This is a genomic window from Rhodobacteraceae bacterium M382, assembly GCA_025141015.1.
Classification (GTDB): Bacteria; Pseudomonadota; Alphaproteobacteria; order Rhodobacterales; family Rhodobacteraceae; genus Aliisedimentitalea; species Aliisedimentitalea scapharcae.
Genome location: CP081098.1, coordinates 920,805 through 935,025, shown reverse-complemented (window position 1 = coordinate 935,025; position 14,221 = coordinate 920,805). Strand labels below are relative to the sequence as shown.

Sequence of the window (14,221 nt, the reverse complement as noted above, 5' to 3'; positions counted from 1 at the left end):
GCCGGCCTACCCGCGCACGCTTCAAGCCGCTTGAAAGCGGCTTGGTCGGCGATGGGGTCAAAAGTCCGTTTCAGCTGCTCCCGACAATCCAATCGCGACGCCGGGCCATGGCCACCGCATCGCGTACCGCCGGGTTGTCTTCCCGCCCGGTCGCGACCGCCAACATCACATTGCGCCGCGCGTCTTCACGGTCCAACGGCACCGTCGAAATCCCGCCTAGCACGACGGAATGTTCAGGCAGTATCGTAACGCCCCTGCCTGTCTTGACCAAAAACTGAATCCAGTCTTCCCGTTCACTGCGCAGAGAAACCTGCAGCGGTACGTTCTCGCGCAACGCAGCGGCCATGAATGTGTCGCGAAATTCACAGTGCAGACGATCCAGGTACGGCTGGCGTGACAGATCCTGAAGCGTCACCGACGTCCGGTTTGCATAAGGATGATCATCCGCACACGCCATGACCATGTTCTCGGAATAGAGCGGCGTGTGGCGCAATCTATCGGATTCCGCTACGGGCGCACCCAGAATTGCCAGGTCAACCCGACCGCTCAGCAGATCATCCCCAATCCGGCCTGCGGACACATCATGCAGCGACACTTCCACATCTGGATGCGAAACTTGGAACTCATGAAAAAAGGGAGAAAGCTGATACGGACCGACCGTACACATCACCGCGATCGCCAGCGGTTGAACCTGTCCGCTGCTCAACCGTTTGGCCGCCGACTCGGCGGCAGCTGACGCGCGCTCTACTTCGGCGAGATGTTGCGCCATGGTGTGCCCCAGATGGGTCAGATGCGTCAGACGCCCCTCTCGGCGTACCAAGGTGCCTCCGAATTCCTCTTCCAGCTTTTGCACTGATTTGCTCAGCGCAGGTTGAGACACCCCACAGCGGCGGGCCGCTTCGGAGAAGTTCAGAGTTTCGACCAGCATCAGGAACTGGCGAACGCGTCGTATGTCCATATGGGCCTCCTGGGCGGTGTCTATACCGGTTCCCTGCCCGCCTGCGTTATGGAAACCATAACACAAAGCGGGATGCCAGCTACCTAGCTACTTGGAACACCCAAACACGCAAGGATGACGTCATGATTATCAAAACCTCGACCCATGTTCTGGCTGGATTGGCCCTGACCGCATTGACCGTCGGCGCTGTGGTTGCACAGAGCCCGTCGATCAACACGGCGACCTTCCAAGCGGATGGCGCGGTCCATGTCCCCCAGGATTATCGCACGTGGGTTTTTGTCGGCGCACCGCTCACGCCCAACGCGCTGAATGTAGGCTCTGCACCGTTTCCGGAATTTCACAATGTTTACGTTGAACCCAGCGCTTTTGAACACTGGTCCGCGACCGGGACATGGGCGGATGGCACCCAAATTGCCAAGGAACTGGTGACAATCCGCACAAACGACACGACTGACCCCGCGACAGGAGCGAGTTCGGAAGTGTCCGGGGTCGGCTATTTTCAAGGGGACTTCGTCGGACTGGAGCTGACCGTCAAAGACACTGTTCGTTATGCCGAGGAACCCGGAGGTTGGGCATATTTCTCGTTTGGCCACGACGGCGAACCCTATGCAAAGATAGCACAGGCCTTTCCCACAGACAGTTGCAATGCCTGCCACGAAGCCAACGCCGACACTGATTTTGTCTTCACCCAATTTTACCCGGTTTTGAGCGCGGCAAACCCCAACTGATCAACCGCTGCATTGTCCGGGCACAGCCCGGGCAATGCCCGGCCCAACTGTAGCCGTTGCTTTTTAAAAGCAGCGGCTACGGACGGGAGCGCCGCGGGCATTGTTTGGCACAATCTATCGACAAGAAGAAAGAACAGGCAATGCAGGCGACTTAAACGAGATAGCCGCCGTCGCTGTCATCGCCCGCCTCATCCATTAGAATACTCATATCGGGCACGGTGACGTGACGTTTGCCTTCCAGCTGGATCACGCCGTCCTTTTTCAATGCCGACATCTGTCGACTGACCGTCTCAAGGGTCAGACCCAGGTAGTCTGCCATGGCTTCGCGTGTCAGTGGCAAATCAAACACGATCCGATCCGTCGGTCCACCGGGGCTGAGCGATGCGTCACGCCGTGCGATGATCGCCAGCAAGGATGCGATTTTTTCCCGGGCCGTTTTGCGTCCCAGAACCAGCATCCATTCCCGCGCTGCATCCAATTCGTCCAACGTCATTTCCAGAAGACGATGCGCGATGTGTGGGGTGCGGCCCATCAGATCTTCGAACGGCTTCTTGCGAAAGCAACACATGGTCAGGTCTGTTTTGGCAACAACATCATATGCTGCACCGTCACGTCCAGGTCGGCCCACAAAATCCGATGGCAGCAACAGGCCGACCATCTGCGTCCGACCATCTTCCATGGTTTGGGTCAAAGTTGCGATTCCGGATACGACAGAACCGACAAAGTTCATTTTGTCTCCAGACCAAATAACAGTCTGCCCCGCCTCATACGTACGGTAGTACTTGATCTCTTCCAATGCTTCGAGTTCATCCGTATCGCATCGGGCACAAACGGCGCGATGACGAATGGGACAATCCCCACATTTGATGTGCACATTAAAACTAGGGGCGTTCATTAGCGGTCCCAATTGATCTGGGTCAAGGATAAGCCGAGAAGGCGCTTTATAGGGTAGCGCCATGACACAGAAATCACAATTGGCCAAGCTCGGTTTATTCGATGCCAAAGTGCCGCGGTACACAAGTTACCCGACGGCACCGCATTTCCACAACGATGTGGGTCCCGACCTGTATGCCGACTGGATCAGCCAGATCACTCCTGGCTCCCAGGTTTCGCTATATGTTCACGTCCCGTTTTGTCGGCGTTTGTGCTGGTTCTGCGCCTGCCGGACCCAAGGCACCCAAAGCGACGCTCCGGTGCGGGCATATCTGGAAGTGCTGAAAGCCGAACTGACCCTGTTAGGGCAACGTCTGCCCGAAGGCGTCTCTCTGTCCAGGCTGCACTGGGGGGGAGGTACACCGACCCTGCTGGCCCCCGACATGATGACAGATTTGGCGCAGGCTATCAGAGAAGTCGCTCCACTTGCTCCTGACGCCGAGTTTTCCGTTGAAATCGATCCCAATGAAATCGACGACGCCCGCCTGGATGCGTTGGCCGCAGCGGGGATGAACCGTGCCTCTATCGGGGTGCAGGACTTCGACGACGAGATCCAGCAGACCATTGGCCGCATTCAAGGATTCGACATCACCCGCGAGGCTGTCGAAAAAATCCGCGCCCGCGGGATTTACAGCCTGAACGCCGACATCCTGTTCGGCCTGCCGCATCAGACACAGGCCCGGATGACAGAAAGCGTCCAAAAGCTTTTGTCGCTGAACCCGGATCGTGTCGCCCTGTACGGCTATGCGCATGTGCCGTGGATGGCCAGGCGCCAGACCATGATCCCGTCCGAGGCGCTCCCTACGCCCGAAGCGCGTCTGGATCTATTTGAAACCGCCCGCAAGTTGTTCACCTGGGATGGGTATGCCGAAATTGGCATCGACCACTTTGCAACCCAGGAAGACGGCCTGACCATTGCGCAAAAGGCGGGCAATCTAAAGCGCAATTTTCAGGGGTACACAGACGATCAGTCCGACGTCCTGCTGGCAGTTGGCGCATCCTCGATCGCACGATTCCCCCAAGGATACGCGCAAAACGCCCCGGCGACATCGGCCCACACCAAAGCCATCCGCGAAGGCCGTTTTTCGACCTCTCGTGGTCATGTTTTTCAAGGTGAAGACAAACTGCGGTCCCGCCTGATCGAAGCGCTGATGTGTGATTTCCGGATTGATTCGCAGGAAATTCTGAGCACCTTTGACATCTCCGCCGAAAAGCTGGCCGCGATGTTCAGCGATGTAGACCGTGAATTCCCGAACATGCTGCGGGTCACGCCTGAAGGATTGTCCGTACCGATGTCGTCTCGTCCCTTGACGCGGATGATTGCACGGTCCTTTGATGCCTATGACCTAAGCAAGGCCGGTCACAGTTCGGCGATCTAAGGCTGCATAGCAACGAAATCTCAAAGCCACCTATCGAATTCGATAGGTGGCTTTTCTTGTTCAAGTTCAGGATTATCCTTGAGCGCGAAAGACCACTCGGTTGTACGTTCCGCCATCCCAATTGGGGCAATAAACACCGGATCGTCTTGGATTTAGCAGACAATCACTTTTGATCAGAGTGGCCGGGGTCCGTGAGCTCCGGTCACTTTTTTGATCCGCCTAGAGGCTTAATATTCCCAGACGCACTGCGATCGCCAAAGCTTCTTCGCGGGTACTTGCTCCCAACTTCTCCCGTGCCGACAATAGCGTCTTGCGCACTGTCACCTCGGCAATGCCCAGGTCGTGCGCGATCTGGGTATTCTGATTTCCATTGGCCAGCTCGGCCAGAATTTGACGCTCTCGCCCGCTCAGCTTCTTGTGGCGGATTCCTTTGGAAATCACATCATCCTTGGAACTTGCCAGTGGCGTAACAAAAGCAGCAACCATTGTAGAAGCTTGGCGAATCTTTCTGACCTGATCTTCGCCAAAATGTGACACATCTTCGGTCGTGCAAAAGGTCACACATTTTCGGCTATGGCTGGCATCACCAGCAAATAAATTCGATCGCATCAACGTGTACCCCGCGTCGCGAAACCCCCAATTCAGCTGCAACGCCTTTTCCGATGGTGCGGTGTCGCGGCTCAGGCTGCCTCCGATAGCCAGACTGCCAATAGGTTCGCGGCGCATGTCCAAAAGAAACGGATCCACCCTATGGTAGTCCTGTTCGACATATTCCGACAACCATTCCTCGCTCAGTGAACTTTGCACCCAATGAGGGATCAGATTGCGAACATCAACCATAGCATAGGTCAACCCGCATCCACCCAATTCCGCGAAAACTTCGTTGGCGATTTTCCAGCGGTCTTCTGGCGTTTGCACCGCAGAGAATCTGTCCAGAAGGTCAATTGACGTATTCAACATACCCCTACCCTAGACAACGGGGCGGTGCGAAGACAGTAAGGAGAAGCCTACTTCTTCATCGCTTGGAAACGATAACCAACTGGCTTGAGGTAAGGAATCGCAACGCCCTTTTGAAAACCGAGAATTGGGATCCGCGGCTACACCAGAGCCTGCAACAGCGTTCTCGTATAATCCGTCCGGGGAGATTTGAACAAGGTCTCGGCGTCGCCATGTTCGACAACATCCCCCTGTTTCATCACAATCACCTGGTGCGACATCGCCCGCACCACGTTCAAATCATGGCTGATGAACAGATAGGCCAACCCATAGCGGCGTTGCAGGTCGCGCAACAGATCGACGATCTGCACCTGCACCGTCATGTCCAGCGCGCTGGTCGGTTCATCCAACACCACCAGCTTGGGCCGCAAGATCATGGCCCGCGCAATGGCAATACGCTGGCGCTGCCCTCCCGAGAATTCATGCGGATAGCGGTCCATCGCCGCCGGATCCAAGCCAACTTCGGTCATCACTTCGGCAACCAAATCACGCGGGGCGCGATCCCGGGCCACATTATGGATCGGCAGTCCTTCGGCAATGATCTGTGCACATGTCATACGTGGTGACAATGACCCGAACGGATCCTGGAACACGATCTGCATATCCTTGCGCAAACGGCGCAGATCGCGGGTGGACCATTTACGCAGATCATCTCCCTGAAAGGTGACCGCCCCCTCTGATGCAATCAATCGCATGATCGCCAAGGCCATGGTGGTTTTTCCAGATCCGGATTCTCCAACAATGCCAAGGGTTTCACCCTGGCGCACAGAGATTGAGCTGGGGTTGACTGCCTTTACATGGCCGACGGTTTTCTTCAGGAACCCCTTTTGAATTGGGAACCAGACCTTGAGATCCCTGGTCGCCACGATCTCCTGCGCGGATTCGGCCACCGGATCAGGACGACCGCCGGGTTCAGCCTCCAACAGCTTGCGGGTATAGGCGTGTTGCGGGTTATTGAAAATCTCTTCGGTGGGGCCGGTTTCGACGATTTCACCGTCCTTCATCACACAGACCCGGTCGGCGATGCGCCGCACGATGCCCAGGTCATGGGTGATGAACAGCAGGCCCATGTCTTCCTGTTTTTTCAGATCCGCCAGCAGGTCCAGAATCTGCGCCTGAATGGTGACATCCAACGCTGTTGTCGGCTCATCCGCAATCAGGATGTCAGGTTTGTTGGCCAACGCCATGGCAATCATCACGCGTTGGCGTTGCCCCCCCGACAGCTGATGCGGATAAGCGCCCAGCCGGGTTTCCGGGTCGCGAATTCCAACCTGTGTCAGCAAGTCCAAAATGCGTGCGCGGGCGGCCTGGCCTTCCAGGCTCTGATGCAGCGCCAGCGATTCTGCCAACTGCTTTTCAATCGTGTGCAGCGGATTCAACGATGTCATCGGCTCCTGAAAGATAAAGCTGATGTCATTGCCCCGCACCTCCATCAGGCGATGTTCGCTGGCTCCGATCATCTGGTCACCGTCATAGGTCACCGATCCTTCAACGATGGCACTGTCGCCCAGCAGGGACACAGTGGACAGGGCAGATACCGATTTGCCTGATCCGGATTCCCCCACCAGTGCCACGGTTTCCCCCCGCCCCACGGTAAACGACACGCCTCGCACCGCCTGGGTGATTCTGCCGTCCTGGCGGAACGAAACCCGCAAGTCCTTAACCTCTAACAGCGCGCTCATGAAAAAGTCTTTCTTGGGTCAAAGGCGTCGCGCACACCTTCAAAGACAAAGACAAGCAGCGACAGCATGATGGCAAAGGTGAAAAACGCGGTGAAGCCCAGCCAGGGTGCCTGAAGGTTCTGTTTCGCCTGGAGCGCCAATTGCCCCAGGGACGGTGACGACGGCGGCAGACCAAAACCCAGAAAATCCAATCCCGCCAGAGATCCGATGGTGCCGGTCACGATGAACGGTAGAAAGGTCACCGTGGCGACCATTGCATTGGGCAACATATGGCGGAACATGATGGTCCAGTTGCCCACGCCCAACGCCTTGGCTGCACGAACATATTCCAGATTGCGCGCACGCAGGAATTCGGCCCGCACCACGCTGACCAGCGACATCCAGCCAAAGGCGATCATCAGGATGATCAGCAGCCAGAAACTGCGCCCGAACACCGCGAACATGATGATGATCACATAAAGCTGTGGCGTGCCCGACCAGACTTCGATCACGCGTTGAAAGATCAAGTCCAGCCATCCACCGAAATACCCCTGAACCGCACCGGCAAGGATGCCGATCACGCTGGCCACTGTGGTCACGATGAGCGTGAAGAAGATCGAGAGCCTGAACCCATAGATCACCCGCGCCAACACGTCGCGTTTGGTGTCATCCGTGCCCAACCAGTTCTGCCCATTGGGTGGCAGAGGCGCTGCGCCGGGTCGATCTACGGAGGTTTTGTAGGAATACGGAATGACCGGCCAGATGGCCCAACCCTTTTGATAGCCTTGGACGCCGTCGGAATAGGTCCCATCGGTGACGCCCTGCATGACCTCTTCGGGTTCGTACAAACATTCCTCAACCCCACCGGTTGCGATCAGGCATTTCACCTCGGGGTCGCTGTATTTCGCTTCGGTCTGGAAATCACCGCCAAAGGCCGTTTCAGGGTAAAAGTTGAACACCGGCATTCGCAACTCACCGCGATAGCTGACCAGGATCGGTTTGTCGTTGGCGATGAATTCGGCAAACAGCGAAATGGTGAACAACACGGTGAATATGATCAGCGACCAATACGCCCGCCCATTGCGTCGGAAATTGCGCCAGCGGCGTTTGGCAATCGGAGAGAGCGCCATTTACCCCTCCCTCTTTTCAAAGTCGATACGCGGGTCGACCAGCACATACATCAGATCCGACAGAATCCCCGCAACCAACCCGATGATCCCGAACATGAACAGCGTGCCAAAGACCACTGGGTAATCCCGTGCCACAGCCGCTTCGAACCCGAGCCGCCCCAGACCATCCAGAGAGAACAGCGTTTCGATAATCACCGACCCGCCAAAGAACAAGCCGATGAACACAGACGGAAACCCGGCAATCACGATCAACATCGCATTGCGGAATACATGGCCATACAGCACCCTGCTCTCGCTCAAACCCTTGGCACGTGCGGTGATCACATATTGCTTCTTGATCTCGTCCAGGAACGAATTCTTGGTCAACAGCGTCAGCGTGGCAAAGGCCGATATGGTCGAGGCCACAACAGGCAGGGTGATGTGCCACAGGTAATCGACGATCTTTCCCCACAGCGACAGCGTTTCGAAATTATCCGATGTCAGCCCCCGCAACGGGAAGATTTGCCAATAGGATCCGCCAGCAAACAGCACCAGCAACATCACCGCAAACAGAAACCCCGGGATGGCATAGGCGGCGATGATGATGCCGCTGGTCCAGGTGTCAAACCGCGATCCGTCGCGCACCGCTTTGCGAATGCCCAGCGGGATCGAGATGATATAGGCGATCAGCGTGGACCAAAGACCCAACGTGATCGACACCGGCATTTTTTCCAATACCAGATCCAGTACTTCGATCTTGCGGAAGTAACTTTCGCCAAAATCGAGACGCATGTAATTGCCCATCATGGCGAAAAACCGTTCATGCGCAGGTTTGTCGAGCCCATAGAGTTCTTCAAGCTCTTTAATGAACTCGGGCGGCAAGCCTCGGGCACCGATATAGCGTTCGCTGGCCGCGGTGGTCTGGGTGTCCAACTGGACATCATTGCCCTGCCCGGCGAAGCCCTCAAAAACATCACCGCCGCCCTGAAGCTGTGCGATGGCCTGATCCACCGGGCCACCGGGGACGAATTGTACCAGGGCAAAGTTGATGATCATGATCCCGATCAGCGTCGGGATCACCAACAACAGGCGTCTGAGGATATATGCTCCCATGATCGCGGGTTACCGCAACGCGCCAGAGGACTTCAAGGCTGCAGCCCTGTCGGCATCCACCCACCACAGGTCTTCGATCCCCAGGGCAAACGGAGGCAGGTTGTCAGGGAACGCGTATTGATCCCAATAGGCCACCCAGTATTTTCCCAAATACCACGTCGGCACCATGAACCGTTTCGCGCGCAGCACCCGATCCAGCGCGCGCACATTGGCGGTCAGGTCCTGGGTTGTCTTGGCGGCAACAATATTGTCAATCAGAGGCTCAATATCGGGACCATGCACACCGGCGGTGTTGAACACTGAATATTCGGCATCCTTGGTCCCGAATCTTTGATACAGCCCAGTCGAGGGCTGCAGGGACATCGGATAGCTGCCCATCATCATGTCATAATCACGTTCGCGACGACGCAGAGTGAACTGGGCACTGTCCACGCGGCTGTAGACAGCGTTGATGCCCATGGATTTCAGGTTGTCGACAAACGGTTGAATCAAGCGGTCCAGAGACGGGCGGTCTGCCAGGAATTCGATTTTCAGCGTTTCACCCTGCGCGTTGCGGCGCACCCCGTCATCGCCAACCATCCACCCGGCCTCATCCAGAAGCTTCATCGCCCGGCGCAGATTGCGCCGGTCGGTTTGGCGATTGGGTTTCGAACTGTGCGCCACGACCGGCTCTTCGGTCAACACAGCAGAATCCAACGCATCGCCAATGGCGTCCAGAACTTGGCGTTCGCGCCCCTCCGGCAGGCCCGTTGCCTCTAGATCAGTGCCTTCCCAGAACGAGCTGCGTTGTTGAAAAAGTCCGTATTGCAGGCTCTCGTTGGTCCACTCAAAGTTATAGGCCAGCTGAACCGCTTCGCGCACGCGGATGTCCTGAAACTGTGGACGTCCCATGTTCATGACAAAGCCGCTGGCAGGCGGAACGTCACCATCGCGAAAATCGCCCTTGATCACCTGCCCGTTGGAAATGGCGGGGAAGTCATAGGCGGTGGCCCAGCTTTTGGAATTGTTTTCCTGTCGCAGGGTGAATTCCCCGGCCTTGAACGCTTCCATCGCGGCAATGGAATCGCTGAAATATTCGATGCGGATGGTGTCATAGTTATTGCGGCCCACGTTGACGTTCACATGATCGCCCCAGTAATCGGGATTACGTTTGTAAACGACACGACGATTGATGTCATAGCTGTCCAACACATAGGGGGCTGAACCGACGCCGGGCTGCAGTCGAGGTTCATCCAAACGCCGGTTTTCCGCATCCTCTTCGAACCAGGCCTTGGAGAACACCGGAGTGCCCCCCACCTGGCTGATCATCGCGCGGCGCGGAAAGTCGGGGGAGAAGTAGAACTTGACCCTAAGCGGACCCAGTGCCTCGGCCTTTGGGATTCGGGCACGCACTGCATCGGCATAGGACTTCAACCCCTGGTCCAGCAGAATGTTATGCGAAAACACGACATCCTCGGCAGTTACCGGTGTGCCATCTGAGAACCGCGCTTCGGGACGCATGTTGAAGATCACCCAATCCTGGCTTTCAGGATATTCTAGGCTTTCGGCCAGCAGCCCGTAATAGGCGGCGGGTTCATCATAGGAAGGAGTCAGGAGGGATTCATATTGATCGGCGGACCGGGCACCGGCACGCCCCTTGCGAGTAAAGGGGTTGAAACTGCTGAAAGTCCCCTCGGCCGCATAGGACAATTCTCCACCGCGCGGCGCATCAGGATTGACATAGTCAAAATACGCAAACCCTTCCGGGTATTTCAAATCTCCAAATTCCGAAAACCCGTGGCTCTTGATGATCTTGTCATCGGCCCAGCTGAGCGAGGTCACGCTGAACAGGACGATCAGTGCCAGCCCCAGAACGGCCAGAGCATTCATCAGGACCCTCTGAGCAGGTTTCGGGTCCAATACGCGAACACGCACAGCGGTGCGGGGGGCTGTCATCAGGCTCTTCCTCCTTGGACGCACCTCTTGGATCGGGCGCGCATTGTGTCATGGCCAAGCTAATGGTCCGCAGTAGGGATATTCAAGTTCCGTTTCCATGAACAAGCCGTGAATTGACCGCGCGCGCCCATTTGAGAGCCCGCAACAGGCAAACCTGCGCGCAACGGGGCGCTTCGAAGACTTTGATCACAATCTTTGGGGGGAAGCGGCCCAAAGACGTTGCAACTTGTGTAACGATATCGTTCGAGCGGCTTTGGGCGAGACAAAAAAAAGCCACAGCAAATTGCCGTGGCTTTTTTAGCATTCACAAGAAACCGGATCAGTCGTCCAGGCTATCCAGATAAGCAATCAGGTTCACCCGGTCCTTTTGCTTCTTGAGGCCCGAGAAGCTCATCGAGGTGCCTGCTGCATAGGCCGACGGTTTGGTCAGGAAGGCATCCAGCTCTTCGGGGGTCCAAGTGCCGTCGCTCATGCCCGCCATGGTGCCGGAATAGCCAAAGCCGTCCAAGCCACCCATGGTCCGGCCCACAACACCGTACAGAGACGGTCCAGTGGCATTCACGCCGTCTTCGACCTTGTGGCAGGCACCACATTTCTTGAAGACCTTGGCACCTTTGCCAACATCGGCCTGCGCATAAAGTTCGTCGAACGAAACTTCTTCAACTTCTTCAGAACTGGCTGTCTCTTCGACTTCGATCACATAGGCAGCCTCACCGTGGCTCTCCATGTGATACAGCCCCTCTGCGGCCCATTTGCCCAGCAGGAGCACCAGCAACGCGCCACAAAGAGCTGCAGCGGCTTTGGTAAGGGTCATCGTGTCCATCGTGATCGCTGTTCCATTAGATCTGTTTGCGGGAGTGTCTAAGGCTTCCCCTTGGCTTAGGCAAGGTATAGACAGCGCGACCAAACGCCCGGTGTAACAATTTTGCAGGGAAAAGCGGCAAATGACCAATCGTATCGCCTTTCAGGGGGAACCCGGAGCCTATAGTCACGAAGCCTGCGCCAAGGCGCGGCCCAATATGGAGGCCTTGCCCTGCCGCACGTTCGAGGATGTGATTCACGCGGTCAAGGAAGGCAATGCTGATTTGGCGATGCTACCGGTTGAAAACACAACCTACGGGCGCGTCGCCGATATTCATCGGCTTTTGCCCCAGAGCGGGCTGCATATCATCGACGAAGAATTTGTCCGGGTCCACATCAACCTGCTGGCTGTTCCGGGTGCCACGATCCAAGACGTTCGCGAAGCTCATTCCCATCTGGTCCTGTTGCCGCAATGCGCCGGGTTCCTGCGCCATCACGGAATTCGTGGACGGGTCAGCCCGGACAATGCCCGCGCAGCACGCGAAGTGGCCGAAGCGGGCGACATCCATTCCGCTGCTCTGGCCAGTGAGCTGGCTGGAGAAATCTATGGGTTGAGTGTTCTGGCCCGTCATATCGAAGATGAGGACAACAATACCACTCGCTTTCTGGTCATGTCCCCAAAAGCCGACCATTCCCGGCGGGGTGATCGCGGCATGGTTACAAGCTTTGTCTTTCAGGTCCGCAACATTCCCGCTGCCCTGTATAAGGCAATGGGTGGGTTTGCGACCAATGGCGTCAACATGACCAAGCTGGAAAGCTATATGGTCGATGGTTCCTTTACCGCGACCCAGTTCTATGCGGAAATCGAAGGCCATCCCGACGATCACAATGTGCATCTGGCTATGGATGAACTGGGGTATTTCACGACGAATGTCGAAATCCTGGGGGTTTATCCTGTGCATCAAGCCCGCGATTGATCGCTGGCTATCCTGGCGCAAATAGAACCAATCGGCCCGTTTCAAGCCAGACGGCTTAACCGGTCTTCCATCGTTTTGGCATAGTCGGCCACTTTCAACTTGAACCGCTTTGTCAAATTCCCGCGCGCCAGTTTCAGCGATTGCAGAAACAGGCGTGCAGACAGGCTTTTGGCATCCACCGTCAGGGTCACGGTCATGCGCGTACGTTTTGGCGACAGCGCCATCAGGTCCAGATCAAAATGCCCCTTCAGGCCCGATCCTTCGCCTTCCAGCTGAATAGACGTGTCCGGCTCATATTCGGTCAAAAGCACCCGTATCTTGCGTAGCTTTCCCCGCATCGTGAATTCAGCGTCCCACGACAATCCGGGAACGGGGTGGTGCAGATCCCCCTGCCGTTGCAATTCCACGCCACGACGAATCGCCTGACGCTCAAAAGTTTCGAATTCGCTCAATGCGGCAAACACATCACCGATCGGAGCTTCGATATCTTCCTTGCTGATGAATTCCATGGTTTGACTGCGCCTCTTGTTTGACGCGATTGTCCCCTCAATCCAGCGTATCCGCAAGCCAGTTCTGCAACAGGAAATGTGCAATTGCACCTTTCCGCGCAGGCAACAGTACGGGATGCTCTCCCGCAAAGGCCGCCATCATTTCTTCGCGGGTCACCCACAGCGCATCTTCAATTTCCACCGGGTCGATGTTGAGATCGGAACTCAATGCCTCCCCTGCACAACCAAACATCAATGATGCAGGGAAGGGCCAAGGTTGACTTGCCAGATAAGTCACGGCCCCGACTTGCACACCTGCTTCCTCGAAAACCTCGCGCCGAACTGCCGCCTCGAGCGTTTCGCCTGGCTCTACAAAACCAGCCAATAGGGAGTACATCCCTTCCGGCCAACCCGGCGACCGCCCCATCAAAACCTTGTTGCCATGTGTGATCAACATGATGACAACGGGGTCTGTGCGCGGGAAATGCGCGCCCCCGCAGCTGGGACAGATACGTTGCCAGCCTGCCATGGTGCTCTCGCTGGGTTCGCCACATTTTGCGCAGAACTTGTGCGTATGATGCCAACCCAGAATTGCCTTGGCCGTTGCGGCCAATTCGGCCTCCTCCGCAGACAGGCGGGTCATGATCCGCCGCAATTCAGCGAAAACATGGCCTGTCGGAAGATCGGGATGCTGTTGTTCGCTTTGGTCCAGAAAACTGTCCAGTGCGGCGGTCTCCAGATCGGCTGGTGCCCAGGCAGAAATATCGCGCACAAACCAGGGCAGACCATCGGCGGCAATCCCCAGAAAAAGCGGCGATGAAACAGGTCCCGCCGGACCATTCACGACAATGTCGTGATGTGCCGCAAGCGGTGCCAAACGGTCCAGCCGTTCTCCCCGCACCAGTATCTTGCCGCGCCACAGGATCAGGCATTGCGCATTGCCCTCGGCCAACATGCTGGCAAGCATCTCCGGCTGTTCCCGCAAATGGGCGGCCCGGTCCAAACCTGCACCACCAAAGGTGACTTGCTCTGCTGTTTTCATGTTACAGTTCCCGGTTTTACGTCTACGCCGCTTGCGTGGAGGAACATCGGTTGCCAATGTCCAAGTTGCAAGAGCCAACGTATGGCAATCACAGGTAGACC

At 56.5% G+C, this 14,221-nt stretch carries 13 protein-coding genes; 3 read left to right on the top strand and 10 right to left on the bottom strand.

What is annotated here, in order from left to right:
• Nucleotides 1-70 precede the first annotated feature (70 nt).
• Entirely contained in the window at nucleotides 71-958 is an 888-nt protein-coding gene (locus tag K3727_04165) for a LysR family transcriptional regulator (protein ID UWQ92001.1), read from the bottom strand.
• Between the two features lie 122 nt (nucleotides 959-1,080).
• On the opposite strand from K3727_04165, the gene K3727_04160 reads away from it, so the two are divergent.
• Nucleotides 1,081-1,686, top strand: a complete 606-nt coding sequence (locus K3727_04160) for a cytochrome P460 family protein (protein UWQ92000.1) — start codon at nucleotides 1,081-1,083, stop codon at nucleotides 1,684-1,686.
• 151 nt (nucleotides 1,687-1,837) lie between these two features.
• On the opposite strand, the gene K3727_04155 is transcribed toward K3727_04160, so the two are convergent.
• Nucleotides 1,838-2,581, bottom strand: coding sequence for a Crp/Fnr family transcriptional regulator (locus K3727_04155; protein UWQ91999.1), 744 nt, complete (start codon nucleotides 2,579-2,581; stop codon nucleotides 1,838-1,840).
• A 61-nt stretch (nucleotides 2,582-2,642) separates the two neighbouring features.
• Here K3727_04155 and hemN point away from each other — a divergent pair, with 61 nt between their 5' ends.
• A complete protein-coding gene (gene hemN, locus K3727_04150) occupies nucleotides 2,643-3,998 on the top strand; it encodes an oxygen-independent coproporphyrinogen III oxidase (protein ID UWQ91998.1) in 1,356 nt (451 codons plus the stop codon).
• Nucleotides 3,999-4,217: 219 nt separating this feature from the next.
• On the opposite strand, the gene K3727_04145 is transcribed toward hemN, so the two are convergent.
• The 6 genes from K3727_04145 to K3727_04120 all read right to left on the bottom strand — a co-directional run bounded on the left by K3727_04145 (nucleotide 4,218) and on the right by K3727_04120 (nucleotide 11,635).
• The gene (locus K3727_04145; GenBank protein UWQ91997.1) at nucleotides 4,218-4,958 is read right to left on the bottom strand and encodes a LuxR family transcriptional regulator; all 741 of its coding nucleotides are present in this window, start codon (nucleotides 4,956-4,958) and stop codon (nucleotides 4,218-4,220) included.
• 137 nt (nucleotides 4,959-5,095) lie between these two features.
• Nucleotides 5,096-6,676, bottom strand: coding sequence for an ABC transporter ATP-binding protein (locus K3727_04140; protein ID UWQ91996.1), 1,581 nt, complete (start codon nucleotides 6,674-6,676; stop codon nucleotides 5,096-5,098).
• The gene (locus K3727_04135; protein ID UWQ91995.1) at nucleotides 6,673-7,785 is read right to left on the bottom strand and encodes an ABC transporter permease; all 1,113 of its coding nucleotides are present in this window, start codon (nucleotides 7,783-7,785) and stop codon (nucleotides 6,673-6,675) included. The genes K3727_04140 and K3727_04135 overlap by 4 nt, the downstream gene beginning before the upstream one ends.
• On the bottom strand, nucleotides 7,786-8,877 hold the full coding sequence (locus K3727_04130; protein UWQ91994.1) for a microcin C ABC transporter permease YejB: 1,092 nt from the start codon (nucleotides 8,875-8,877) through the stop codon (nucleotides 7,786-7,788).
• Between the two features lie 9 nt (nucleotides 8,878-8,886).
• Nucleotides 8,887-10,812: an extracellular solute-binding protein gene (locus K3727_04125; protein UWQ91993.1), complete on the bottom strand. Its 1,926-nt coding sequence runs from the start codon at nucleotides 10,810-10,812 to the stop codon at nucleotides 8,887-8,889.
• 319 nt (nucleotides 10,813-11,131) lie between these two features.
• On the bottom strand, nucleotides 11,132-11,635 hold the full coding sequence (locus K3727_04120; protein ID UWQ91992.1) for a cytochrome c family protein: 504 nt from the start codon (nucleotides 11,633-11,635) through the stop codon (nucleotides 11,132-11,134).
• Nucleotides 11,636-11,756: 121 nt separating this feature from the next.
• Between K3727_04120 and K3727_04115 the strand changes: the two genes are divergently transcribed.
• The gene (locus K3727_04115) at nucleotides 11,757-12,590 is read left to right on the top strand and encodes a prephenate dehydratase (GenBank protein UWQ91991.1); all 834 of its coding nucleotides are present in this window, start codon (nucleotides 11,757-11,759) and stop codon (nucleotides 12,588-12,590) included.
• Nucleotides 12,591-12,631: 41 nt separating this feature from the next.
• On the opposite strand, the gene K3727_04110 is transcribed toward K3727_04115, so the two are convergent.
• Nucleotides 12,632-13,099 carry an SRPBCC family protein gene (locus tag K3727_04110; GenBank protein UWQ91990.1) on the bottom strand — a complete coding sequence of 156 codons (468 nt, stop codon included), beginning with the start codon at nucleotides 13,097-13,099 and terminating at the stop codon, nucleotides 12,632-12,634.
• A 37-nt stretch (nucleotides 13,100-13,136) separates the two neighbouring features.
• Nucleotides 13,137-14,120, bottom strand: coding sequence for an NAD(+) diphosphatase (nudC, locus tag K3727_04105; GenBank protein UWQ91989.1), 984 nt, complete (start codon nucleotides 14,118-14,120; stop codon nucleotides 13,137-13,139).
• Nucleotides 14,121-14,221 lie beyond the last annotated feature (101 nt).